We start from the raw sequence: 24,273 nt of genomic DNA on the forward strand, positions 1-24,273 counted from the left end.
ACTCCGCTGTTTGCCAGGCCACGGTGTGGCCCTGAATTGAAAACCCACCTGGTCAGCATTCGTGTTGTGACGGCCGGATGCCGTGCCTTCACTGTAGCCCGGCTGCGACGAATACAAGGGTTCGCGTTGCCGTTATCCTCGCCCGTTCTCGCTCACTTTCGCCGTCATTTTCCCGTCGTTCGACCGCTCAATTTTCACGGTCTCACCGTACAAATACCGGCTTTCGTTCGCTGCGCTGCGGCCTGCGGTAACGCCCTTGTATTGCGCCGCTGTTCGCCGGGCTGTCGTGTCGGCACGGCACCGTCCGGTGTCGCGGAACATGAAATTACGGAGGTATTCCATGCACTATTCCCACACTCAGACCGCCCTGAATGTCGAAGAAATTGACCGGCTGTCTTTCCTGCCCTACCTGTTTGGCGAGGATTTCATGATTGCCGAATTGAAGGTCTACGCCTTGGCACGTAAACACCTGCCTGACTACGAAGACGGATTTTGGCATTTTGTACGGCTTCCGCAAGGCGGCGGCTACATGATGCCCACGGGCGATCGATACCACATGGTCAACGCCGAAGGCTGGTTTGACCGTACCGTCAGCGCCGAGGTTGCAGGGATCATTTTGACAGCGCAAGCCATCAACTATCGGTGTTTAGCGCTCAAAGGTTGTAGCGACGATGAACAGATCAAGCTGTTCCAGCTGCGTGAGTTCCAGCTCTGGAACTTTATCGAAAGCCATCCCGATAGTGCCGCGATTAGCGCTGCGCTCGAATGACGAAATGAAAAGGCCAAGGCAGGCAGCAACGCTGCTTGCCTCAAAGAATAGTGCCCTTGATCGCGGGATGAGGAAAGAGTATGGAAATGGAAATGACAGTAGGCAGCCTGATAACCCGGCTGCAAAACAATTATTCGCTAGATGACTTGTGCGTGGCTTCACTCTGGTTTGATGAAGACTTTTTGTCCAAAGTGTGGGGAGAAGATCTAACTAGGGATGAGATCCATGCGGCCATGAAAATAACAAGTAGCTATGATGCTAATGAAGGGATCAACTGGTCAGTAGTCGAGGATGCAGTAGAGCGTGTGCTCGACAGTCGTGAAGATCCAAAACCCTAATTCGCTAATCGCCTAGGCAGGAGGTGAAAGCCACCTGTCTACCGCCGAAAACACCCTGGCAGGCTTACGCCTGCCGCGAAGGCTGCTGCCGCGCCTACGGCGCCGCGCTCCGCCTTCGTCTGCCTCTTTCATCACCTGGTGTCCGTTTATATCACCTTCTGTTTCCTTCGCTGTGTTTTCCGACGTCTACGTATTGTTATCACCTCTTCCAGCTATTCGATATGGGCGTCCGGTCGGCTGTCGTGAACGGAGCCAGGTGAACCTGTCTCCGCCCTGCGGGCGTCCATCCTGACGCAACCCCAGCTCGCAGCATCCGTACCCGGATGCGCCGCTTTGACGCGCCGTGGCCTGCGCTTATTGCACCCCGGCAATAAAAGCCCTGCCGGTGTGTAGGGAGCAACGCCGTTTCGCCTTGCTCTTACGGCGTTGCGGCGGGTCCCAGCTCACCCTCTGACCGGTGCGTCTCCCGTTTATGATCCTGTCGCCTAGGCTGATAACGCCACAGTCCTCCTGGCCATCCAGGGGAAAGCTGAAGCACAGCCACAAAACTTTTTGCAGTCAAAAACTTTGGTGTCTGCCCCTGGACGTCTGCCTCGGCCGGTGCCGTTTTACGCCCTTGCGGCGCAGGTTCTCAAACGGGTGATGGAAATACCGGGGGCGAAGAACAGCTGGTCCCCTCAAAACGTCAACACCGCGACGAGGAAACTCAACGGGTGATGTTTTTTTAACAACACAAAGTGTGTCTGGATTTTTAAACCGTCCGTGGGCCAGGCCCGCCCTTGTAATCATGCAAGTCTGGCGTCCATGCATGCATTGTTATTCGATGTTGCCGACGAGCTGCCTCTGAAAAACTTTCGCATGCGAAATTATCAACGCCGTTAAATATCATATTTGATATTCAATATTGGCTTTGATATACTGTTCTCAACAGATGACGGAAGGCCGTCATCTAGTACCGGCGAAACGCCAATTCTCAAAGGAGAAACAATGTCTCAGCGTCCTATCCCCCTTCCAACGCACGTTGAAGCCCTGGCGGAGTATTACATCCATAAGGCAATTGCGATCCTTGATGCTCGCATTAAAGCGAAAGGCATCATGTTCCTTCAACCTGCGACCGTTACCAACTTCTTGCGGCTTCAACTTGAGTCTGAAGAACGGGAAGTGTTCGCTGTCCTCTTTCTTGATAATCAACATCGTTTGATAGAGTTTAAACGTATGTTTTTTGGCACGATTAACACCGTTAATGTGCATCCTCGTGAAGTAATGAAAGAAGCGATCAAGCTAAATGCTGCCGCCGTCATTTTTGCACATAACCATCCATCAGGATTAGCTGAACCTAGTAAGGCAGATCGCGACATAACGGTTGGACTAACCAATGCATTGGCCCTGGTTGATGTAAGAACCCTCGACCACGTTGTCATAGGCCATGGTCAAACCACCTCATTCGCAGAACGGGGCTGGATCTAAATTGTAAGTGCCGCTGCGGCGGCACCTCTCCGGAGATAACAATGGAAACTCATAGTGCTTACAACGTAAAGCAGCTGCAGGTCAGAAAGGAATGTTTTTGTCCTTTTACTGCAGGGTGGAAAGAACCTACAGGCGCTGAAATTGCTTGTGTGATGTCCCAGGCTAGCAAAACAAAAACCAGCCTTGCAGATACCTTTGGTTTAAGCCCTGGGCAGATTGAAAACTGGTTTACGAACAAAGAAACGATCCCCTACCCAGTCTGGTGTTTGCTCGGGTTGTCAGCTGGATATGGCGATTTTTGGTTGCATCGTCAGTGAGGCTGCAAAATTTCGCATGCGAAACTATGGAGGTAATTACATATCACTATTGATACGAAGTGAATAGCAAGAAAACCCATTTATCAGATTGAAAGCGGAAGGCCGCTTCCAATATACGGCGTGAAGCCTGGCTCAAAGGAGTCTGCTATGTAACGAGTCTAACTCTATGTCCTGCGTTCAAGAACGGCAGGAGTGGCGCCCTACGCCACCGTCTGCCTGACCATTTAAAATATGTGGAGTATCAAAAATGGCTATGTCTATTTTACGTCGTTTGTTACGGATCTTAAAAGCGAATGCTAATGATGCTGTTGATCAGATGGAAGACCCAGCACTGCTCGCTCGGCAAATGGTGAGAGATTTTGAGGTGCAAATCGGTAGCACCGAAGAGGTTGTTGCTGCAGTAATTGGCCAGCAGAACCTTCTTCAAAAACAGCTGGAAGCCAGCAAAAAAGCAGTCTCCGATTGGAATGACCGAGCACATCGCGCCGTCCAGGCAGATCGCGATGATTTGGCCAGAACAGCTTTACAATACGTGCAACGATACGAGAGGAATGTTGCCTTCTATAGCAATGCATTGGAGACATTGAATCCAAAGGTCGAGGACTTGAAAAGCAAACTCGCCACGCTGCGCGATGAGTATGAAGACGCGAAAAACGAGGTCACCCTGCTCGATGCCCGGGCTAAAATTGCAGATACGAGTGGCAAGGTGTCGCGGATCATGGGGGGGGTTGGCAATAACGCCATCGACATGACCAAAATACGATCCAAAGTCGATAAGCTGGAGGCGGATTCAGCTGCTTTAGATTCAATGGCCAAGGAGGTTTCAGGGCAAGATCTGAAGAAACAATTCGATATGTTAGGCACTCCCCACATAGATCAACGTCTTGAAGAACTGAAAAAACAAACGTCTTCAGGAGGCAGTGATGCCCAGTAATTTTCCGAACGCTACTGAAGATATAATCGGTCTCATTATGCCTATGTACGGCTGGCTTTGGGTGTTGATCATTGTGCTGTTTTTTATCACTAAGGTCATTCTGCCGACTTATGAAGACTGGCAAGAAGAAAAAAAACGAAAGCAGGAGGCGATTAGCAAAAAGCAACAAAGCCTGCAAATAAGCGAAATAGAGCGCAAGGCGAAAGAGCGGGACATTGCCAGTGGAATTGTGAGGCGCTCTGATTACAGCGATTGGTTACGGGAGCAAATATTGAAGATAGAAATTTGTCTCGCTAATACTGATCTGGCTAATCGGTCTGATCTTGAAGCCATGCGATCGAGATTAGTAAAGTTGAATATGGTCAATAGCGATGACATCATCAAAATGAGTGGCGATATTTCATCAGTAGTTGACTCGACGTACAATCTCCAACTCATTGACCAGGAGTGGAAAAGATTGGAAACTGAGTTAGCCGCTATCGAAAGTAAAATGAGATAACTAACTTGGCCCGCCTGGTGCGGGCCTTTCAAGGATGTTCAATGAAAGGATTTTGGTTTCAAATTAATATCGGCATGTTCTTGTCCCTCGGGGTCGGATTTGGCCTGCTCCAACGTAACTGGTCGACTTTTTTGGGATTCTTTTATGTCGCCCTGTTTATTGCCGTTTTGTACCTTGTGAGTCATTTGAGCACTTCTCGGAACCGCTTTAGCCGTGCCTTTGGCAAGATAATGCTATGGGTTTACGCAGCGTTCTTTGCTTGTGTAGCTTTGTTAACAGTTGAAAGGCTGTGGTTGATCAATGGCGATAGTTACCCCTCATTCATGGGGACCGTTTATCAGAAGTTTGATATTCCTACTTATGAGGCAATTCCCGATTGTTCAAAAGGCGGGGGGGACTGGTTTGAAAAATCAGACAAGACAGTTATCCGTTGTGGAAGCAATTGGTTAACGGGTACCACGATTATCCTGAACCAGCCGTCATCTGAACTGAAGGACCAGACCAAATGAAAAGGGCGTTAACGTTCGTCAAAGATCACCTGGCAGTGGCGCTCATATTGCCGCTTCTAACCGGTGTTGGCACCGCAATCTACATTCGCGGGGAACTTGAAGCGGGAGAATACAGGGAGATTGCGTTGGCCTGGCCACGCCTGTCTTCCCAGACCAAAGCGGTTGTTTCTGACGCGATGATTGACGGAAGACTAACACACTGGGAGTTCGCCGATATCCGGTCACGAATCATCAATGAAACCCAAATGTTGTCCAGGGGAAGCACGCCGATCCTTTCACTTGAGGAGGAAAAGGACCAACTCCGCGCATTAAAATAGCGGCACAGGTAAGACTTAAAGTTTCGCATGCGAAATAATAAAATATCAAAATTGATATCTTATTGGCCTTGAGACATAATGTTCGTGTTGGGGATGGAAGGCCATCCCCTGAATGTTGGCGAAACGCCCGTCTCACAGGAGCATCAACATTATGTTGAACCAGAAGTTGTTTCATATCTCCCAGGGCACCAAAGGATGGCTGCCCACCGTCAAATCAGATATCAAAGTCGGCGAGCTGCTAACTCGCGGTTTTACTCTCGTTGAAGGTAGGTTGTACCCTGACCAAATTCATGAGATTGAAGCGTTGCTACCCCTGCGTTACAACGCCAAAGATGTCACCCCCTACAAATCCGACATTATCAATCATGGTGACCTCTGTTGCCGGATGATAAAAATTACCCGTATTCCACTCTTAGAAAGCTACCGCAAAGTCCAGGTTAAAGCGGATAGCATCGCCCATTTTGTCGAGGAATACGGTAAGCCGTCACAGTTCTCAACGCGTGGAAAGGAGCACCTGGCGCGGGAAATTGAAAGACTGACAATGGAACTCGCCGAGAAAGGCTACGCCCTTATCAGCGCTTGTGATTCAAAATCAGGAAAAGTTGTCGCCTACATTGCTTAATTTCGCATGCGAAATTGTGGAACCGTTAAGCATGTGAGAAAGATGATGATTTTTAAATATCTTTATTGATATTTAAATTTCATCCTGATAGATTGATGGACGTTAGGTGGAAGGCCACCTGATACTTCGGCGAAACGCCCGGCTCATAGGAGATGCAACATGCAACACAATGCCATTGTTGGCCGTTTACTGGTACAACCGCAACTGATCCAACGTGATGAATCCCAATACTGTTTATTCACTGTCGCCGAGCTGCGCAATCGTGGTGATCAGCAAACGAAACTGGAACTCATTGCCTATGATAGCGCTGCCGAACGCATCGCGGATCGGTACTTATTGGGTGACACAATATCGGTTGATTTTACCATCAAGAACAAAATGTACGAGAAAGACGGTTCAAACATATATGGCTATTCTTTCGTGGCCATCCATGCCGAACTCATCGCACCTGGCAATAAACGAAGAGAGCTGAATAGCAATCAGGCTCCGCACCAGTAACGATTTATCTGTTTTCGCATGCGAAATATTTTTAAAGAGGACGCAAAGATGGCTGCAAAAGTAATTGTAATTTGTTCACAAAAAGGCGGGATTGGTAAAACCTTCTCAACAACAGAGATCTCCAATGAGCTGCAGGCCCGCAATAAACGGACGTGTTGTGTTGATGGCGATTGGATGGGAGGCCTGACATCACGCCAGTTCCCGGACGGGTTGCCACCCGAAATTGATGAAAATCCATTAGGGCGAACATTTGTGCCTGGTGAAGCACACATGTCACGTCTGTACGCCGGTCCGGATACACCATTTAACCCTATTACATTGCCAGACGGCCGGGGATTTATGGGGGCTACAGAAGATCTAAATGAAGTGAATAACCGGCATGCTGATTGCATTTTTGACTTTAAAGAGCGCTTTGAAGCGTTGAAAGAAAATTATGACTACATTCTCATCGACTCATCACCGGTATGGACAAACACGTTGTTAGCCAATCACGTTGTCGCTGATTACCTGTTGATCCCAACCCTGCTGGAGAGAACCGCACGGCTGGGCGTTGAAAAACACATTGGTACGTTCAAGAAGATCAAAAAACGTTATCACCCAGAGTTGAAACTTCTCGGGGTGTTCGTCACTCACGCTATGGTATCAAACTATAAAAAACCCATGCTAGAAGGGCGTTATGCGCAGGTTGATACGGTAAACCTCGAAATGTTGATTGAGATCCTTGAAGAGCAGGGATTTAGCGAAGAATACCTGTTGGAAGTGATGCCATTTGTAGCAACCAAAGTGCGAGAAGCAATCGAGCTTTCAATTACGATTAAACAGCATGATCCAGAAAGCCCACTCGTGGCCAGTTACGATCGCCTGGTTGATACCATCATTGCACGAACTGGAGGCTAATCATGGCCAAGGGATTTAAAAATAAGCTGCGGGATCAAAAAGAACAACGCCAGCAGGCCACCTCCGCGCCGGAGGTGGTGCCAGCACCAGGCCTGCAGGAACGTGAGGTGGCGTTGCCAACGGAACAGCTGGACCACCGCGTGTTGAGCGATGTGGCGCGTGCTGAGTTAGAACCGAATGGCCAGATTATTCGCGTGCCGATCGATGAAGTCTATGCGGTTAAACAGGTCCGTCCGGAGGAAGACTTTGACGAGGCTACGATAGAAGGCATGGCCAATAGTTTCAATGAAGTCGGGGTCCTTTCACCACCACGTTGCTATCCCCGTGACAAACGAGGTTATCGGATATTATTTGGGGAAACTCGATGGAGATCAGAAAAGAAACGTGGCGAGAAGTATATCGATATTTACGTCGGTCCCCCACCGAAGGATGACCGACATCGGATCATTACTCAGCTGACTGAAAATATTCACCAGTCCGGTCTTAAACCTTTAGCCACTGCGGACAACATGCATGAGCTGAAAACTACCTGGAACATGACTCAGGCAGAAATCGCAAAGGTGCTTGGCAAGCCGCAGACATTTGTCAGCAAGCACATGCGATTGCTGGATGCGCCGGAAGTGGTGAAATCCTTATTGAAAGATAAGGTCACCAAAGATCTCGATATGGTTTATACCCTTAGCCAAATCAGCGATATCGACCCGGACAGGGCTGAAAAAATGGTGGCGTTGTTACGCGATGGAAAGTTGACACGCGGGAACGCCATTAAAGAACTGAACTTGCTGAAAGGGAAACCGGTTGTTCCTCCAAAGCCTGGAGAACAGCATGGCCAGAGTACCAGCGAACAACAATCATCGGGTGAGAACGATGGTCAACAGCCCCAGGCATCCGAAAGTAATGGCCATGAGGTTGGGGGGGCTGAGCAAGTGGCTGCGCCTACAGGGGCCGCTGCCGTCCAGCCAGGGGCGAATGATAACGGTGGCCAACAACCGGCGAAGGTTGAGACCAATGATCCTGAAAGCGGCATTTTGCCTGGAGCGTCTGAGCAACCAGCTGTACCGACAGCAACCAGTTCTGTTAGCGCAGGCAGCGATGAGCAACAGACTGAGAGGATAGAGAGCAACCATCAATCAGCCAGTCTCGCAGCATCGACTACTACCTCACCAGTAGTAACGAGCAGACGCGTCATGGTCATGGTCGACGGCGAAGAAGGCTACCTGGTAATGGACAAAACGCCGGACGAATTTGGTCTGGTCTGGATCAAACTCCCTGTTGGTGAAGTCTGCATCGAGGCAAAAGAGGTGACGGTCCTGGGGATTAAAGAGGTCTAAATGCTTACGACTAAGACACCCTTCGCACAATTGGCGGAAGAATTCTTACCGCGAATTGTAAAAACATGGGTGATGACCACAGAACTGACGTCTGCACAAGCTGCAGACGTTCTGGTTAATACCGCCATAAAAAACGGCTTTCTCCAAGATCGGGGAAGGCCGCTTACCGGGGCTGCCATCAATGAATGGGGGATTAAAAACAATACTCCCCGTTGGGGGATGCAGGCGGCCATGTCAATGCTGCTGGAAAACGGGTGGATGCCTAAAGAACATGCTGAGTGGGCCGCATGCGCTTCAATCCTCACGTTAACCATAAAATCAAAAGACTGTGAGTTGCTCTTGAGTTTGTTGCCGCCCACGTTTGATCGCGATGTAGCAGCCGGCTGGCTGTACGCTGCCCTGGAAAATGACGCTCACTATCGCACGCGTAAAAAGAGAATACCTAAATGACGTTCTTAGAGCTTGATCGTATTTTGAAAGATACCGGCAGGATTGGTTATGCTACATCGATGCTGGCTTGCCTACTTGATGCATTCGATCGCGGCGAAACAATCCTGGAAAAAGAAACGGTAGCTTCATTAATTGATATTACCGATACGAACGTTGCCGCCGTTGCCAGACGTCTCGCCGAATCCGGTGTGATTGAAATCCTGTATTGTGACAAAAGGGCAGATAAGCCTACATACTCGACAATACCCAATGGCCGCTGGGCGACACCTTACTACCAACTGACGTCAAAGGTCTTGAAAGCGTATCGACGAGCGTAAAAAGTTTCGCATGCGAAAAGTCAATTTAAGGAAAAATGACCGGTGAGCCAAAAAATGAAACAGGTGTTTGAGGATCAGACAAGGGACGGGTGGAAGCTGCTCTATCAAATTAGGCATACTAGACGCCGCTTTTTCCGGTGGACCTTTTATGTTTATGTCCTGTACGCGGCGGCAATGTACGGCTGTTATTTGATGACCAAACAATATCCAGGCGGCGTGTGGGACAGCATCTACGTTGTGATTGGGTTTTGTGGTCCGATCGGCGCTTATGTCGTTGGCAAACGGGCATTAAGAAAGGACATGTAAAAGAATCCCGTATAGCTCTTCAGTGCCGCGCTAAGTGCGATTCTGGATTTTCGGGTTCAACAGCCTGGGTTCACCAGGTAAACGTCGTGGTGACCTTGCCAGCTCGATTTCGCATGCGAAATTCCCGGCTGCTTATCCTCAGTCGTTAGCTAGCCCCCTAAAGTTGTGAAGTATGTCTCTTGCGGTGGTCGCGTTCGCGACCTATACTAGACCCATGGTTCGGGATTAGCTCGGATCACCTCTAAAGAGAGAGACGAAAAATGACCACGACTATCACCATCGCTTATGATGTTCCCGCAGATAAGTTTGCCGAAGTAGAAGCCCTGGCAGAGCACCACGCTATTCATAACGTCAATCACAATGGCGAAGTTTTCAACGTTGAGCGCGGTGACTTTACCTGCATCGACAAAGAAAGCTATAACCATGCATCCCTGCTGCGCCAAATCTTCAATATCATCGAAAAATAATCATTGCAGCCGTCCTGAAGGGCGGCTTGCTATCGGGCCGTATTATGACAAACAAAGAATTAAAAGCGCTCCGTCAGATCCTCGCTTTGGAATGCAGTGAGGCCGCCGAGCATATCGGTCAGGTGACAACTCGTACCTGGCAGCGGTGGGAGGACGGTTCTCGCGCTGTCCCTGATGATGTAGCCAATGAGATCACCGATTTCGCTACCCTGCGCGACAACATGACCGAAGACCGCTTTGAGGAATTTCGTCGCAAAGGTGAACGCATCACGTTGAATTTTTACATGACGATTGATGAGTTTGAGAAGGCCACAGGCAAGCGCAACGTCGTAATGTGGAAAATCACCAACTCTGTTGCAGGAGAATGCTTGTCTGCCGGCATTGCCAATCTGATTTGAATAATGAGCGCCTGATGTTTACACCTAAGTATTTCCAGGAGAAAGCCACCGAACTCGCTGTCCAGGAGCTGAGCACGGCTGACAATGCACTTGTTGTCATGTGCTGTGGTTCAGGCAAAACATATACCGGAGCCATGATCGCAGATCGACTCCACGCCCTGGTGACAGTGATTGTCGCTCCGACCATTATGTTAGTTGACCAGATTGCTGACGAATACCGGCAAACAACCGATCGGCGCGTGTTTCAATATCACAGTGAAAATGCGATTGAGCCAGAGGTATTCCTGGGAGAACATCCGGGAAAAAGGGCCATAGTCACGACCTACAACTCCGCGCCAGTGTTGCTCACAGTGCTGGCCGAGAGTGGCATCCAGGTCGATTTGGTGATCTACGATGAGATGCATCGGACTGCAGGAAAGTTGAGTACGTTATTCAACCAGACACTGACAGGCTATCCGAACGTCATTAAGCGCCTCGGGATGACCGCTACCCCACGGCACGCATCCTACAATGAGAAAGATGACGATACAGAATTCTTCAGTATGGACAATGAAGAACTCTACGGAAAACTCGTTTATACCTATCAGATCCGCGAAGCCATTGAAGACGGCGTTATCAGCGACTATAAACTGTTGGTCGCCTGTGTCACCGATGATGAAGTTCGCAGCTATCTGAAAGAGAAAACCATTTCCACCTCAGAACACAAAACCTATGCTATTGCGCTCACCCTTAAGCGAGCAATGGAGCAGTACGGGCTAAAAAAAGTCATCACCTACCATGCCACGATCGATGAGGCGAGCAAGGCGGCGACCATCTTTTCCGATGTACTCGATACCCCGGTCACCCATGTATCTAGCCTGCAGGGGCCTTATACCCGTAATGCCCATTTCGCCATTTATAAGGACAGTGATTCGTGTGTGATCACTAACGCCCGGTGCCTGAATGAAGGGATGAATGTTCCGGCAACCGACGCCACCATGTTCTGCAGCAGCAAGACATCGCCGATTGATATCATCCAATGTGCCGGTAGGGCAATGCGCAAGTACCCAGGCAAGGACTTTGGTTATATCATCCTGCCGGTACTCAGTGGTGATAACGCGGTAGAGTACAGCGATTTCTCTGCCATCATGCAGGTTTTAAACTCGCTCTCAGAGAACGATGAACTCCTACATCGCGCGATTAAATTGTATTCCCCAGACAGCAGCACACCAGGTCACACGTTACTACCGTCATTTTTCAGGTATACGGACGACAGCAGTTTTGATGTGCATAAGCTCGCAGATTTGATCTATCTAAAAGTCTATACATCCTTCAATAAGACGTTCCTCGATCGCGTGGAACAGCTGAAAGAGTTTATAAGTATTAACGGGCACAGCCGCGTATTAACTGCGAACGCGGGGAGCTTTGGGATATGGGTAAAACACATGCGAGCGCTGTACGCACGTAACCGTCTGGATCCCGAAAAAAAACGTATTCTCGATGAGTTGGGTTTCATCTGGGATTACAATCAGGAGTTGTTTTATCAGAACCTTGAAGAGTTACGCGCCTATTTGGAGGCTGGGAATACAGTTTCTGATGCGTCAACCGGACCGTTCCTTCAGTTCATTAAGGCGCGAAGGGCGGCTCACCGAAGCGGTACATTACCTGCTTATCAGGAAGATGCTCTCAACTCCCTGGGCGTTACATTTGATATCTCCAAGCACAACTTTGAGGCCAATCTGCGTCTACTAAAAACAGAGGTCAATGATTCTGGTGAGGTAACAAAGGGCTCCGCTCTGGTCGATTGGGTAAAGTACCAGCGTAAAAAGTATCTCAACAATGAACTTACCGAGGAACAGGTGAGCGCATTGATACAGACAGGGCTTAAGCTAGATATAGCTGGAGAGCGTGACCGCTCGTTTTTTACTAAATTGGCAGAGCTGGCCGAAACGCTACGGGATAACCGGCGTGTTACCCCATCCATGAACAGCTTTCGGGGAGTCATTAGACGGCGCTACAAAATAAAGACCCTGGAACAGGATCGCCTGGCAAAAATCAGAGAGCTGGAAAAGTTGTATAACATTCAGATAGTAGAGCCTAACCAGGACACACCAAGCGGCACATAGATCTTAGACTCATCGAGTACCCAGGGCGATGTGATATTTCGCATGCGAAACTCTCAGCCATCGCTGTCAGTGTCGCTTGTCTTCGACCGGCGGCACTAACATTGCTGTACGCTGGCAGGCTCCGCAAAAATTCGCCTGGCAGGAAGGGGGCGCGCAGAGCTGCATAGGGCAACGCAATTCCGGCGATTTGATCGAGCCGATCTCTTCCACAATATCCTTGTCGCCTTCCATTCAATCATTTTCGCATGCGAAATTAGTGATGCCATAGGATATCATAATTGATATTTAACGGGTTTTATTGCATAATACCTTTGTAGGAAATGGAAGGCCATTTCCTCTTCGGCAATACGCCATACTCACAGGAGCCATCATGAATATTCCCGTTAATAGCCGCAAAACCCTTACTGTCATTCTAACCGTGCTCAAAGGAACGCCATCTATCCACTTCTGCGATACCCCTTTATCGGGTGCTGATAACAATTTGTGGATGCCCGTCAACGTTCCCGATACATCACTGGCTGTAGTGCCCGAAAAGATAGAGCGTAGCCATCTACACGCCGCAATCGAGCAGATCATGATTATCAATAATGTGGCGCATAACGTTGTGCATGTCGAAGAAATCATGCGTGGAACTAAGTATCTCGATTACCGTGTGACCTATAACTGTTTGGCCTAATCGTGGTTCAGCGGTGGGATCCCGCCGCTGAATTAACATGAGGCAAAGGTCATAGAAATTGCATCACAATGCAAATTGCATTATAATGCAATAATAGTTAAGGCACAGGGATGGAATGATGTTCACGGTAATCTATCACTACGAAGCGGAAAAGGAATTGAAGGAGCTACCCCCGGTCGTTGCCGCGAAACTGTCCCGGATCATCGGCAAGCTGGAGAGTGACCCCCGGCAACTGCGAGAGCCGGATACCAAGCCACTGGGTAATGGTCTCTATGAGATCCGCTCGATGGGAAAAGATATCTCTCGCGGGATATGGGTATATCAGAAAGGGGAGCGCATTTTTATGCTCAGGATCTTTATTAAAAAGACACCCAAAACCCCAAAAAGTGAAATTGATCTGGCAATGCAGCGACTCGAGGAGATGATAAATGACAAAGTATAAAACTCATGCTCAGGTTCAGGCCGAAATGATGGAAAACAGTGAGTACAAGGCAGCGATGGAGGATGAAATTCGCAAAGAGCGTCTACAGGCGACGTTGGCCGAGTGGCGCAATGTGGCAGGACTTACCAGCGCTCAAGTTGCCAAGGCCATGGGCGTTAATGCCTCGACCGTCAGCCGGATGGAAAACAACGTGACGAAATCGAGTGTTGAAACCATTGCCCGCTATGCAAAAGCCTGCGGCATTGAGCATGTGACCATTTCGTTCTGATTGACGACGAGGCTCGGACTCTCTGGGCCTCAGTGTCATGCCTTGCCCTGGGCGGTCAACACCTGGCGGCAAAAGCAGGGTGATGACGGCGCCTGCGGCGCCGTTCTTACACATGCCGCTCTTCTTCCTCTTCCTCCTCATTTCGTTCTTCCTAACTTTACTGTCAATTCGTGTGAGGTCTATCTGGTCGCCGATCGCTGATCTACCGAGATGGATTGACAGCGATCCCAGGGCAAAACACGTTAACGGCAGTATGGCCCCCTTCGGCTCCCCAGCTGCGCAGGGTCGTCAACCGGACTACGCTAACCCGGCTCGTTGCCGGGTAAGCTCCGCCGAACCCCGCAAAAGCGCGGGTTTCGGGCCTTCGGCTATGGTCTGATGGCAAGGGCGGAAATCAGCATCCGAGTTACGCTTATTCAAGGATAAATCACTTCGTAAAGCCCACTAATGGATAGCGGGCAGGTAGATTTTACGCCTGCGCCACGGTGGATCAACTGTGCAGTCCTGGCAGTCGAAACCTTGACGGGAAAACGTTCCACGCCATTGGCCAGCAGCCAGATCGTCCTGGTCACACCATTGCCAAAACACAACCTGAGAGCGGGAAGACCCTTTTCAACCACGTAATCTCCCCCACATTCTGCCAGTGGCACAGGGTTTTCCCTTCCAGGCGAAAATCCATCATCAGCGCTAGCAAATTTTCTGTCTTGGCGCCAGATGGACTCATCGCCGACTGCCAGGTGACGTTCTTGGTGAGCACGTGCCCAGGCCTGCAGGAAGGGCCGCTTTTCGACAAGCACGATCCAATAGTCTGATTGCTTTGTCAGGCGCTGATCCATCCAGACCGTGCGCCCTGTAGCGAGCGGTATTTCAAATAGGCAGCGGCGTTCGCCAAAGGTACCAAATTCGGGGCCAGTTTGAACAATTCCATAGGGTGCCAGCACTTCCTTGCTATAGGTCATTTAATGATTGCCCTGGGGAGATCCTTCCATCGAGTCGTGTAGGCAGGGGAGAGCATCTCGCGCTTCATTCGCCAGCCTTTATCAATCCCCTGACCGCCAAACCATATCTTACCCAATCCCGTACCATTAATGCGATCGACAACCTTCATCAGATTATCGCTGTTGGCCCGTGGCGGTGTGTCGTCGAACATATCGATCTGACCTGGACGGCTACAGAAATCATTGAGCATGATCCCCGCCCTTTTGATACCGGTAGCCATCGCGCCAAATCTGGTCGAGAGCTTTCATTGCAGCAGCAACGATATCCCGCGTGTCCTGGCTGGCCAACATCAACACCTGGTTGGCGTTGTTGCCATAATACGGATCGTTGGAATACGGGCTGGTGCGCACAAAAACGCTGACGTGACGGCAATACTGGCGTTCCTGGCGCAACTTTTCCGCTGCCCGTTCTGCATATTGGCAGACTGCCTGGCGCATGTCCTGCAGCTGCGTGACGCGCTCACCAAAACTGCGACTGCAGATGATCTGTTGCTTCGCCGGCAGCGCATCGATAGAGATGCACGGCGTACCATTGAGTTCACGTACTGTACGTTCTACCACCACGCCAAACGTACGTTTCATCAACTGTAGGTTGGCGTCGGCCAGCTGCAGCACCGTTTCTATCCCCATGATTTTTAGCTTGGCAGAGAGCTTGCGGCCGATGCCCCACACTTCATCGATCGGCAGCAGTGCCATGAGCTTGCGCTGCCGTTGGCGATCGCTCAAATCAACCACGCCCCCCGTTCCTGGCCATGTCTTTGCTGCGTAGTTGGCCAACTTGGCTAGCGTACGCGTTTGCGCTATGCCAATTCCGCACGTCAGCCCGGTTTGCTGTGCCACTGTTGCCCGTACGCGACGGCCAAAATTGAGTAAAGGCTCACAGGTATTGATGCCGGTGACGTCCAAAAACGCCTCGTCGATCGAGTAAATCTCAAGCCGGGGGGCCAGAGCTTCAAGTGTGGCCATGACGCGTGAACTCATGTCGCCGTAGAGCGCATAGTTCGAGCTGAAGCACGCTATGCGGTTTTGCTCGATCAGCGCTTTGGCCTGAAAGTACGGTGTGCCACGTTTAACTCCCAGCTTCTTTGCTTATATGTTATTTGGAATTGCCTATTCTTAGATCATGCTTTCTTCCTCAGAAGGAAAGAGTATGCGTGCTTCATTGTTAGCATCTTTACCCTGCATGATGGCTGAGCCTACAGCTTTTCGCTGGTTATGTTTACAAGAGAGTTTGCTGTTAGCACCTAATACGGTTGAGGCTTATGCCCGTGGGGTCGATGACTGGCTGCATTTTTGTCACCAAAACGAAGTGAACCTCACAGAAGTCAGTCGGGAAACTTTGGCTCTGTACGTTCGCTATCTTAACCTTACCCGGCATCTGGCTGCTTCTAGCCTTCGTCACCGAATCACCATAGTTCGGTTGTACTGTGACTATCTGCGCGAGGACGGGTTGATAACTCTTAACCCCGTTATGCGCGGAAGCTGGCGTCCTGGCGGGGGCGGGCGCAGAGGTCTTATTCAGGCGCAGCGGCGTCTACCCTGGATACCGAATGACCTTGACTGGGAAAGTTTATTGATCGCGGCCCGTCAGGCAACAATACGTAATCGTTTTATGCTGGCTCTTGCGTACGACTGTGCCCTGCGCCGGGAGGAATTGTGCTCTGTAGCCACCGGCGATATTGATCCGTCTCGTCGCTTACTGACAGTTAGGGCTGAAACAACAAAAACTAAGCGAGGCAGGATTGTGCCCTATTCTGTCGTAACTGGAGAACTTTATTACCTCTGGTTGGCTGAGCGGCGGCAATTAAGTACTTCTCGTGGCCCGCTGTTTCTTTCTTATTCCTGTCGCAATCGAACCGAACCAATAACCCGGTGGACCTGGTCCAAAATCGTGAGATCGCTAGCGCTGCAGGCGGGACTTCCGCAACTGAGTACTCATACATTCAGGCATCTTTGCCTGACTGATCTTGCCAGAGCAAACTGGGATATTCATGAAATCGCTACGTTTGCTGGTCATCAGAGCATCCAGTCAACGTTGCTTTATATCCATCTGAGCGCACGCGACCTCACGGAAAAATTTAAAGCGGGTATGGCGTCGATACATGCGCATCGTTTGAACCATTTAAAGGAGGGCAATACTGATGGCAATGAAAACTGAAAGTGATGCGCCAGCTCCCCTTATTCATGAAGTCTGGCAGTCTGACCCCAGTTGGGATTGTTCTCCTGAATTACAGCAGATTGAACGAAATACACTGGCAAATCTGACTCAGTATGTTGTTGGAAGTAACCGTCAAAGTTGGTCGAACATTGTAAGGCAAAGGCTTGCCCGCCTACTCCTTCCACTAAGAGTGACATTAAAGTGGATGCATGCAGCATCAACAACGACCAATTCCGCGGTTCATGTCATCATCCTGGAAATGCACCGACTGGAGAAAACTTACTGGTCATGGACACAGGAAGACTGGCTCGAAGTGATATGTAGCAGTGAAGAGGCATTTCGCAAAAAATATGGCAGTTGTGGTAATTGCCGTCAGTATGTCCTCGCACTTGCCTGGTTGCTGTGCGGTTTTAACCGACTCGAGGCGGCAGGTTGCTTTTATCAGTACCGGCTTTCTGTCAAAGTCTTTGGCCGCCCAGCTACTGATGCGGCAATAAACAAACTTCAGGAGGACATGCTTCGCCTAGGCTTTGTCGCTGCTGACAACAGCATTCGTAATGCGTTATTGCTGGCCATGCTTTGTCAGCGGCAGGCTGCCCCCGAAAAACTGGAACTGGAAACGCTCAGAAGGGTGATATTTTCAGGGCCTGCTTATATGCGCCGCTCTGCAGCCACACTGTCAAGAATATTTGCCGCAATGGGCCAGTTTCCAGCTGGCATTGACCATCGTATTCTTGAACGCAGGCGACCTGCGGGGGAATATCAGGCAACCAACAACGTTCCGGAAGAATGGCTGCGGTGGTGTGAGCGCTGGCGTAATACCGCTGTTACAGCCCCTTCATCAGGAGTTAGCACTTGGTATCGTATCCTGCAATGTGGGCGCTGGCTGAAAGACACCCATCCAGACATACACTCCCCCGCAGACTGGAGTCGAGATATTGCACTTGAATACGTGGCAGTCGTTTGTCAGATGAAAGTAGGTCAGTGGTCTGAACCTCGTCATATGTACCTGAACCGAAGAGGTCAGTTGATGACGGCCTCTGCCCGGGCGGGGATTTTACAGGGCGTCAGAGTTTTTTTTCGGGACCTTCAGGAATGGGGGCTAATTACTGTTCGGTTTGATCCTGTGAGAACTTTCCGTTTACCCCACTCTATCCGGGCCAGTATTGGTCCCGCTCCAAGAGTCGTGGCTGATGATATATGGAGTAAACTTGTCTGGGCAGGGCTAAACCTGCAGGAGCAGGATCTTCAGTATGGCGAACAACTCTATTACCGCTACCCGTTTTCGATGGTTCGTGCATTATGTGTTCTCTGGCTGTTTGGCGGGTTGCGTCGCGATGAAATTTTGCGGATGCGAACAGGCTGTATACGCTGGCAGAATGATGCACATCAAGACGGTTCCCGAACGTGTCTGTTGGATGTTCCTGTGAACAAAACCAGTACTGCCTTTACCAAACCGGTTGATCCAATCGTAGGGGAATACATTGACTGCTGGGAAAAGGAGCGAAGTATGCAACCTGAACAAGTTGATTTAAAAACGGGTGAACTTGTCAGTTATCTTTTTATGCATAAAGCAGGACGAATTAGCCAGAGCTATATTAATAAATCCTTAATCCCGATGCTTTGCCGTAAAGCAGGTGTTCCAAACGAAGATATCAAAGGAACCATCACGAGCCATAGGGCGCGGGCAACTATAGCCAGCCAATTGTTTAACGCCAAGGAACCACTGGGATTATTTGAATTACAGCGCTGGCTTGGTCATTCGTCTCCTAGTTCGACACAGCATTATATCGATATTACACCGACAAAACTTGCCGGGTCGTTATCTAAAGCCGGGTACTTTGAGAGAAACCGGCGTATGGTTTCAGTGCTGATCGATCAGGATGCAATTACGGCCGGACAGATTCAGAAAGACGAGCCTTGGCGCTATTATGATTTGGGACACGGTTTGTGCAGTTATGATTTTTTTGAACAATGTCCACACCGCATGGCTTGTGCGAAATGTTCGTTTTATCTGCCTAAATCTTCATCAGAAGCGCAATATATCGAGAGCCGCCAAAATTTGCTCAAACTGATGCAGGAGATCCCGTTGACGGAAGAAGAACAGGCAGCAGTAGAAAATGATATTGGTGCAATGGATAAGTTAATCGACAAACTAAAAAATATTGAAACCCCAGATGCGAAAAGAAGATAAAATTACTAATTTTATCTTCTTTTCCTGAATAGATTACAATACTATTTCCAATTTAATTTGGATATCCTGGCTATCCTTTTCCATCCAAGTCTTTTATATTATTAGTTGCACTTCGGGTTTTTTCAATCCCCCACACGGCCTTTGCAACTTCCTCAATTTTCGCGACAAATTTATCGACATTAAATCCTGCAATAAACGCCAACGCAAAGAAACCCATTTCACTGGCCCCTACATTGGAACTAGACTCCAGTACTAATAATCCTGCTTTAAGAAATAAATAACTGATTGCACCTGCGATTGTACTGGTAAGCGGGCGGATGAAATACCATACATGCCAATCTGGATCCCATTGTTTCCTAATGCATTTATTGAGGTAAATTGCACGAAAGCAGTATAAACAACCGCCGATATAGGCAATAGCTCCACACATCAATGGTACCCTTAATGGTGCGTAAGGAGTTGGCAACCACCCTAGAGACATCGCACCGATGGCGTATGTTGCGAGGCATAACAAAATAAAGAGGTAGATAATAATGAAAACAATCATCCATTCTTTATTTTTTTATTAACACCAATCCCATTCATATTTTTATCCTAAAGATGTTTTAGATTCTTCTATTCTGAGCATTATAATTTGCTGCCTGTCATCTATGGAACCATCGTTTTTTACATCCAAATTTAGTCGACGGTTAAGGTAATATAATTGTGCTTTACGTATGCGAATTTTCGCTTCACCATGTATCATTTGATAGTCATGTTCAATAGACAGTTTTTTATTGGCGTTGTAATTAGGATTTGGACCTATTACTACGTCAATAAATGTATCCCAGTCAATATCTTGGGGAATTGAAGTTTGTGGGGAAACAAATTCAATAATATTAAAAAATCTACCAAGAACAAAATCTTTAAACATCATGGACTTAAAGCAATATGCGCGAACATGCCACCGATGACCATCATGTGCAAATGCTGTCGGGTATAGCGTACGAATCGTTGGTTCATTAGTCATTGACCGATAATCAACAACCAAAGCTTGTTCTCTTTGCATGGCCCGGATCAAATCAATCAAGATTTCAGGTTGTACTTTCCTGGCAGGAAGAGGAAGGCTGGCTACCGGGGGTATCCATCCAATGAAACTATCGCAAGGATCCACTATTTCATTTTCTCGCCCGAGTAGTTCATTCAGATAATGATTACTGTCAAAACTTGCAAAAACAGGTTTGAAATCTGAGGTAGTAATGTAAGTTTTCAGTGTTCGATCATACACCATGTTGTTTGGCGCAACTTCTTGATATTTTGCCAAATCTAACGAAGCCTGTGGCACAGAAATTCTGAAAAATGTCGTGATATCAGCACGGTTAAGCCGACCTTCCCAAAGTAGGCGAAAATCGATGAACTCAAGTCGTCTTTCCTGTCCCCAATGGCCAGTCCGCGCAATTTTATCAATCATTTATCAATCATTTCCTATACTTATAAATTAGTCTAAAAAATATACGCATAATTACTAGACTAGAATAATTACTAGATGTATCTTAGCAGCAGATGTCCTTAACCTCAATCTTGCGTATCCCTAAAGGAGATGTCGATGGCAGCAAAAGTTACTTTTTTCCAGGTCGGCAATGGTGATATGACACTAGTGCGTTTGGCCGATACCCGGGGCACATCCATTCTTACTGATGTACATATCCGCTCTGCTGCTGATGACCCCGATGATGACACTCCTGATGTTGCCTCGGCATTACGTAACAGATTGAAGTACGATGAAAAAGATCGTCCTTTTGTTGATGTTTTTATGCTGAGCCATCCCGATCAAGATCATTGTGGAGGTCTGCGTAAACATTTCTGGCTGGGCCGTCCTGAAGACTACCCAGATGACCATCTAAAACGCTCAGAAAAACGTATCATTATTCGAGAATTGTGGTCATCACCATTGATTTTTCGACGTCGTTCGAAAAATCACACACTTTGCGAAGATGCTCAGGCATTTAATACTGAAGCTCGGCGCCGTGTAAAATACTGGCGGGAACATGGTTATGCATTTAGCGGTAATCGTATTCTTATCATGGGTGAAGATATTAATGGTAAAACGGATGATCTGAGTGCCATTCTTATTAAAGCTGGAGATACATTCACCAGAATTGACGGACAGGTTTCAGACGTTTTTTCTGCACAACTTCTGGCACCCGCACCACATGAAGATGATGAAAATCTGGAAGAAGCCCTTTCTAAAAATGAATCCAGTATCATTATGAATATGAAAATACTGCCCTCCGCATATTCTCGTAATCCTATGCACTTTTTACTAGGTGGGGATGCAGAAGTTCTCATCTGGGAGCGATTATGGAATCGTTACAAAAGCAATCCTGAAGCACTGGAGTATGATCTTCTCCTCACACCCCATCATTGTTCGTGGCATTCACTTTCCTATTATAGCTGGTCACAATGGGGAGAAGATGCTCTGGTTTGTGATGCTGCCCGTAATGCTTTAGGGCAAGCTCGTTCCGGGGCCACAATTGTTTCCAGCAGCAAACAGATACTTGATGACGATTATGATCCTCCGTGCATTCGAGCTAAACGTGAGTACGATGATATTCTGGATAATGTTGATGGCTGGTTCAGCTGCACTGGCGACCTTAAAGATAAAACTGTCCTTGAGTTTGAAGTGGCACGAGACGGAAGATTGATTCCAGCTATTGTTGGTGCAGTTTCTGCTGCGGCAAGTGCTGCTACGGCGGCAGCACCCAGAGCTGGTGTATCAGACCAATGATCGAATATTTCGAATTGGGTGAGCGCCTCGATTCATCGGGGCGTGATAGCCTTTACCCACAAACTATTTCGCTACTTAAAGCATGCGAGAATCATCCTTACATCACAGTTAGAGAAATACGATTTTCTGAAATAAATGATAACCGCTCGGAATATCTAATCATTGATGCTGCTGATGGGACGGTGGTTTCTGGTAATCAAGCCCGTATTCGTCGTAAAGAACGATTGGCTATTGAGGTCAATCCCAAGTCAAGTATCCCTATCCTGGTTCATACATTGCGGAAAGATTTCCCTGTTCTTTCTCATCAGCATGCTGGGGAACCAAACTCACCACGAATTCTTTGCCTATACGAGGTCTCCTGGAACGCAGTTGAGCGCAGCTGGACACCCGAGAGATTCCTTGAGCGAATTTTTTGGTGGCTTAGAGAATCGGCCGAACTGCGTCTACATCGAGAAGATCAGCCCCTTGAGCAACTTTTTTATTTGAGCCCCTATCAGCTCATTTTGCCAGCCAATCACCTCGATTATCATCATGCTACTGACCATACGCTCAGCCTCCAGATGGTCAGTAAAGGGCGACCGATTATTTTAAGGGCTGTACCTGAACAAGATCCCTCAAACGTTAAGCCATTCCGCTTATTAACTATTGCAGTTCCTCCTGTCGATGTTTCTACGGTGGCCAAATATCCGGACAACTTGGAAAAATTAGAAGAGCAGCTTAATGAATGGGGAAGTGAACTCCTCAAGCCACTAACTGATGCTGTTTATGAAGCAATACCAAGTGATGGTCTCCGTCCAACATCTGGTAAAGGGGAAGGCTTACTGATCTTGCTTTGGATACCTCGTTTAAGAGGCGGGGAAACTGAACGTACGGATGTTATGGGCTATGTCGTGCAAAGTTCATTCAGTGAACTTGCCAATGCACTAGATATACTGGCGCCAAAAAATGAGCGAGGAGTACAGCATCGCGTACGACTTCTTGGCGGACCAATTAGTACCCAGTGGCGACAATTACCGCTTTTACCAGTTGAAATACGTTCGACTATGAAGGTCACACATGCGAGAGACATATCTGCCGTTGATTCAGAGAGTGCAACTTTCCAAGGTATTTTAGCTGGAGTTGGCGCTCTTGGTAGCACATTAGCTGATATTTGGATTCGAATGGGTTGGGGCAAATGGACTTTTATTGATCCAGATCGGCTTCTTCCACATAATTTGGCTCGGCATATTGGTTTTGATTGTCATATTGGGTTTTCTAAACCCCATATTATTCAGCACATTGCTGAATCTATTTATCCGCATGAGCCTCTCCCTCAGGCAATTAATAAAAGCATTCTTGATGACGATGATGATATTGCCAGAGCTGTGAATGAGGCGCATTTAGTTGTGGATGTCAGCACCACCTTTGAGGTACCGAGGTCCCTAGCGTTAAAAGATGATATCCCCAGAACAGTTAGTCTGTTTCTGACACCATCAGGCCAGTCCAGCGTGATGTTAATGGAGGATGCAGACAGACAATGCCGAATCGATGCGATAGAAGGGCAATACTATCGCGCCATTTTAGGCAGCGAGTGGGGAAATACTCATCTACAGCACAATTATGGTGATCGCTGGGTCGGCGGTGGATGTCGGGATATTTCTGTACGTATGTCCAACGAATGTATTCATGTTCATGCTGGTATTCTGTCACGTCAACTACGGAAGACTATTCTTAAAAATGATGCTCGATTATGTATCTGGGTGTCTGATGAAAATTCGGGGGCAGTGAACGCTCATGAAATTGAGCTTCACCCAGTGGTATCTGTAATTTCTGGCGAATGGATTGTTAGATACGATCAAGGCTTAGAACAAAAGTTGAAACAGACCCGCTTACAGGCCCTGCCGAATGAAACAGGAGGCGCTATTGTGGGTATAACAGATTTTAAGAACAAGACTATTATTCTGGTTGATGTGCTCCCAGAACCTAACGACAGCAAATCCACTCCAGCCTCTTTTGTCCGAGGGGAAACGGGGCAACAGGAAGCATTAGAACGGGTTCAACAACTGACAGCCCGTGTTGTCGATTATGTTGGTGAATGGCACTCCCATCCTCAAGGTTTTTCAGCAAAAGCCAGTAATGAAGATGATAATTTAATCAAAAAATTACATCAAAAAATGAGTGTGGAAGGTTTACCTGCCGTGATGCTGATTGTTGCGGAAAACGATATCAATATTGTAGTCAGATAAAGTT

31 protein-coding genes are annotated in these 24,273 nt (G+C 48.2%); 25 read left to right on the top strand and 6 right to left on the bottom strand.

What is annotated here, in order from left to right; all coding sequences use genetic code 11:
* Nucleotides 1-132 precede the first annotated feature (132 nt).
* Complete coding sequence (locus KGP21_RS29055) at nucleotides 133-342, bottom strand: hypothetical protein (RefSeq protein WP_223499769.1); 210 nt, start codon at nucleotides 340-342, stop codon at nucleotides 133-135.
* Between KGP21_RS29055 and KGP21_RS29060 the strand changes: the two genes are divergently transcribed.
* From KGP21_RS29060 to KGP21_RS29165, 21 genes are all read left to right on the top strand, one after another.
* Nucleotides 341-769, top strand: a complete 429-nt coding sequence (locus tag KGP21_RS29060; protein WP_223499768.1) for an antirestriction protein — start codon at nucleotides 341-343, stop codon at nucleotides 767-769. The genes KGP21_RS29055 and KGP21_RS29060 overlap by 2 nt on opposite strands.
* A gap of 80 nt (nucleotides 770-849) precedes the next feature.
* Entirely contained in the window at nucleotides 850-1,107 is a 258-nt protein-coding gene (locus tag KGP21_RS29065) for a hypothetical protein (protein WP_223499767.1), read from the top strand.
* Between the two features lie 987 nt (nucleotides 1,108-2,094).
* Nucleotides 2,095-2,574, top strand: coding sequence for a DNA repair protein RadC (gene radC / locus KGP21_RS29075; protein ID WP_223499766.1), 480 nt, complete (start codon nucleotides 2,095-2,097; stop codon nucleotides 2,572-2,574).
* Nucleotides 2,575-2,615: 41 nt separating this feature from the next.
* A complete protein-coding gene (locus tag KGP21_RS29080; RefSeq protein WP_223499765.1) occupies nucleotides 2,616-2,891 on the top strand; it encodes a homeobox domain-containing protein in 276 nt (91 codons plus the stop codon).
* A 247-nt stretch (nucleotides 2,892-3,138) separates the two neighbouring features.
* The gene (locus KGP21_RS29085; RefSeq protein ID WP_223499764.1) at nucleotides 3,139-3,825 is read left to right on the top strand and encodes a PspA/IM30 family protein; all 687 of its coding nucleotides are present in this window, start codon (nucleotides 3,139-3,141) and stop codon (nucleotides 3,823-3,825) included.
* Nucleotides 3,815-4,324, top strand: a complete 510-nt coding sequence (locus tag KGP21_RS29090) for a hypothetical protein (protein WP_223499763.1) — start codon at nucleotides 3,815-3,817, stop codon at nucleotides 4,322-4,324. The genes KGP21_RS29085 and KGP21_RS29090 overlap by 11 nt, the downstream gene beginning before the upstream one ends.
* A gap of 41 nt (nucleotides 4,325-4,365) precedes the next feature.
* The gene (locus tag KGP21_RS29095) at nucleotides 4,366-4,833 is read left to right on the top strand and encodes a hypothetical protein (RefSeq protein WP_223499762.1); all 468 of its coding nucleotides are present in this window, start codon (nucleotides 4,366-4,368) and stop codon (nucleotides 4,831-4,833) included.
* Nucleotides 4,830-5,150, top strand: a complete 321-nt coding sequence (locus KGP21_RS29100; RefSeq protein WP_223499761.1) for a hypothetical protein — start codon at nucleotides 4,830-4,832, stop codon at nucleotides 5,148-5,150. Before KGP21_RS29095 ends, KGP21_RS29100 begins: the two co-directional genes overlap by 4 nt.
* A 151-nt stretch (nucleotides 5,151-5,301) precedes the next feature.
* Nucleotides 5,302-5,772 carry a hypothetical protein gene (locus tag KGP21_RS29105; RefSeq protein WP_223499760.1) on the top strand — a complete coding sequence of 157 codons (471 nt, stop codon included), beginning with the start codon at nucleotides 5,302-5,304 and terminating at the stop codon, nucleotides 5,770-5,772.
* Nucleotides 5,773-5,931: 159 nt separating this feature from the next.
* The gene (locus KGP21_RS29110) at nucleotides 5,932-6,270 is read left to right on the top strand and encodes a hypothetical protein (RefSeq protein ID WP_223499759.1); all 339 of its coding nucleotides are present in this window, start codon (nucleotides 5,932-5,934) and stop codon (nucleotides 6,268-6,270) included.
* 48 nt (nucleotides 6,271-6,318) lie between these two features.
* Nucleotides 6,319-7,167 (top strand): ParA family protein, encoded by an 849-nt coding sequence (locus KGP21_RS29115; protein WP_223499758.1) that lies wholly within the window; start codon nucleotides 6,319-6,321, stop codon nucleotides 7,165-7,167.
* A 2-nt stretch (nucleotides 7,168-7,169) separates the two neighbouring features.
* Complete coding sequence (locus tag KGP21_RS29120) at nucleotides 7,170-8,498, top strand: ParB/RepB/Spo0J family partition protein (RefSeq protein ID WP_223499757.1); 1,329 nt, start codon at nucleotides 7,170-7,172, stop codon at nucleotides 8,496-8,498.
* Nucleotides 8,499-8,948, top strand: coding sequence for a hypothetical protein (locus KGP21_RS29125; RefSeq protein WP_223499756.1), 450 nt, complete (start codon nucleotides 8,499-8,501; stop codon nucleotides 8,946-8,948).
* Complete coding sequence (locus KGP21_RS29130) at nucleotides 8,945-9,265, top strand: hypothetical protein (protein ID WP_223499755.1); 321 nt, start codon at nucleotides 8,945-8,947, stop codon at nucleotides 9,263-9,265. Before KGP21_RS29125 ends, KGP21_RS29130 begins: the two co-directional genes overlap by 4 nt.
* A gap of 42 nt (nucleotides 9,266-9,307) precedes the next feature.
* Nucleotides 9,308-9,571 (top strand): hypothetical protein, encoded by a 264-nt coding sequence (locus KGP21_RS29135; RefSeq protein WP_223499754.1) that lies wholly within the window; start codon nucleotides 9,308-9,310, stop codon nucleotides 9,569-9,571.
* A 260-nt stretch (nucleotides 9,572-9,831) separates the two neighbouring features.
* Nucleotides 9,832-10,038: a hypothetical protein gene (locus KGP21_RS29140; protein ID WP_223499753.1), complete on the top strand. Its 207-nt coding sequence runs from the start codon at nucleotides 9,832-9,834 to the stop codon at nucleotides 10,036-10,038.
* 44 nt (nucleotides 10,039-10,082) lie between these two features.
* A complete protein-coding gene (locus KGP21_RS29145; RefSeq protein WP_223499752.1) occupies nucleotides 10,083-10,436 on the top strand; it encodes a DUF1870 family protein in 354 nt (117 codons plus the stop codon).
* A gap of 14 nt (nucleotides 10,437-10,450) precedes the next feature.
* Nucleotides 10,451-12,541: a DEAD/DEAH box helicase gene (locus tag KGP21_RS29150; protein WP_223499751.1), complete on the top strand. Its 2,091-nt coding sequence runs from the start codon at nucleotides 10,451-10,453 to the stop codon at nucleotides 12,539-12,541.
* Between the two features lie 370 nt (nucleotides 12,542-12,911).
* Nucleotides 12,912-13,217 carry a hypothetical protein gene (locus tag KGP21_RS29155; protein ID WP_223499750.1) on the top strand — a complete coding sequence of 102 codons (306 nt, stop codon included), beginning with the start codon at nucleotides 12,912-12,914 and terminating at the stop codon, nucleotides 13,215-13,217.
* A gap of 118 nt (nucleotides 13,218-13,335) precedes the next feature.
* Nucleotides 13,336-13,659, top strand: a complete 324-nt coding sequence (locus KGP21_RS29160; protein WP_059202210.1) for a type II toxin-antitoxin system RelE/ParE family toxin — start codon at nucleotides 13,336-13,338, stop codon at nucleotides 13,657-13,659.
* Nucleotides 13,646-13,927, top strand: coding sequence for a helix-turn-helix transcriptional regulator (locus KGP21_RS29165; RefSeq protein WP_223499749.1), 282 nt, complete (start codon nucleotides 13,646-13,648; stop codon nucleotides 13,925-13,927). The genes KGP21_RS29160 and KGP21_RS29165 overlap by 14 nt, the downstream gene beginning before the upstream one ends.
* 416 nt (nucleotides 13,928-14,343) lie before the next feature.
* Here KGP21_RS29165 and KGP21_RS29170 read toward each other — a convergent pair whose 3' ends face one another.
* From KGP21_RS29170 to umuC, 3 genes are read right to left on the bottom strand one after another with little or no spacing between them, the layout of a single operon-like run.
* Nucleotides 14,344-14,886: a hypothetical protein gene (locus KGP21_RS29170; RefSeq protein ID WP_223499748.1), complete on the bottom strand. Its 543-nt coding sequence runs from the start codon at nucleotides 14,884-14,886 to the stop codon at nucleotides 14,344-14,346.
* Nucleotides 14,883-15,116 carry a DUF4113 domain-containing protein gene (locus tag KGP21_RS29830; RefSeq protein ID WP_371824874.1) on the bottom strand — a complete coding sequence of 78 codons (234 nt, stop codon included), beginning with the start codon at nucleotides 15,114-15,116 and terminating at the stop codon, nucleotides 14,883-14,885. The genes KGP21_RS29170 and KGP21_RS29830 overlap by 4 nt, the downstream gene beginning before the upstream one ends.
* On the bottom strand, nucleotides 15,106-16,005 hold the full coding sequence (gene umuC / locus KGP21_RS29175; protein ID WP_371824875.1) for a translesion error-prone DNA polymerase V subunit UmuC: 900 nt from the start codon (nucleotides 16,003-16,005) through the stop codon (nucleotides 15,106-15,108). Before umuC ends, KGP21_RS29830 begins: the two co-directional genes overlap by 11 nt.
* Nucleotides 16,006-16,075: 70 nt before the next feature.
* Between umuC and KGP21_RS29180 the strand changes: the two genes are divergently transcribed.
* Together KGP21_RS29180 and KGP21_RS29185 are read left to right on the top strand one after the other, a co-directional pair.
* Nucleotides 16,076-17,083, top strand: a complete 1,008-nt coding sequence (locus KGP21_RS29180) for a site-specific integrase (protein WP_223538568.1) — start codon at nucleotides 16,076-16,078, stop codon at nucleotides 17,081-17,083.
* Nucleotides 17,067-19,277, top strand: coding sequence for a tyrosine-type recombinase/integrase (locus KGP21_RS29185; RefSeq protein WP_223538569.1), 2,211 nt, complete (start codon nucleotides 17,067-17,069; stop codon nucleotides 19,275-19,277). Before KGP21_RS29180 ends, KGP21_RS29185 begins: the two co-directional genes overlap by 17 nt.
* Nucleotides 19,278-19,347: 70 nt before the next feature.
* Here KGP21_RS29185 and KGP21_RS29190 read toward each other — a convergent pair whose 3' ends face one another.
* Nucleotides 19,348-19,824, bottom strand: a complete 477-nt coding sequence (locus KGP21_RS29190; protein ID WP_223538570.1) for a hypothetical protein — start codon at nucleotides 19,822-19,824, stop codon at nucleotides 19,348-19,350.
* Between the two features lie 42 nt (nucleotides 19,825-19,866).
* Complete coding sequence (locus KGP21_RS29195; RefSeq protein WP_223538571.1) at nucleotides 19,867-20,727, bottom strand: WYL domain-containing protein; 861 nt, start codon at nucleotides 20,725-20,727, stop codon at nucleotides 19,867-19,869.
* A gap of 135 nt (nucleotides 20,728-20,862) precedes the next feature.
* On the opposite strand from KGP21_RS29195, the gene KGP21_RS29200 reads away from it, so the two are divergent.
* Both KGP21_RS29200 and KGP21_RS29205 read left to right on the top strand, forming a co-directional pair.
* Nucleotides 20,863-22,044, top strand: coding sequence for a metallohydrolase (locus KGP21_RS29200; protein ID WP_223538572.1), 1,182 nt, complete (start codon nucleotides 20,863-20,865; stop codon nucleotides 22,042-22,044).
* Nucleotides 22,041-24,269, top strand: coding sequence for a Mov34/MPN/PAD-1 family protein (locus KGP21_RS29205; protein WP_223538573.1), 2,229 nt, complete (start codon nucleotides 22,041-22,043; stop codon nucleotides 24,267-24,269). Before KGP21_RS29200 ends, KGP21_RS29205 begins: the two co-directional genes overlap by 4 nt.
* The last annotated feature ends 4 nt before the right edge of the window (nucleotides 24,270-24,273 follow it).

The sequence above is a fragment of the Serratia sp. JSRIV004 genome (genome assembly GCF_019968705.1).
Taxonomy (GTDB): Bacteria; Pseudomonadota; Gammaproteobacteria; order Enterobacterales; family Enterobacteriaceae; genus Chania; species Chania fonticola_B.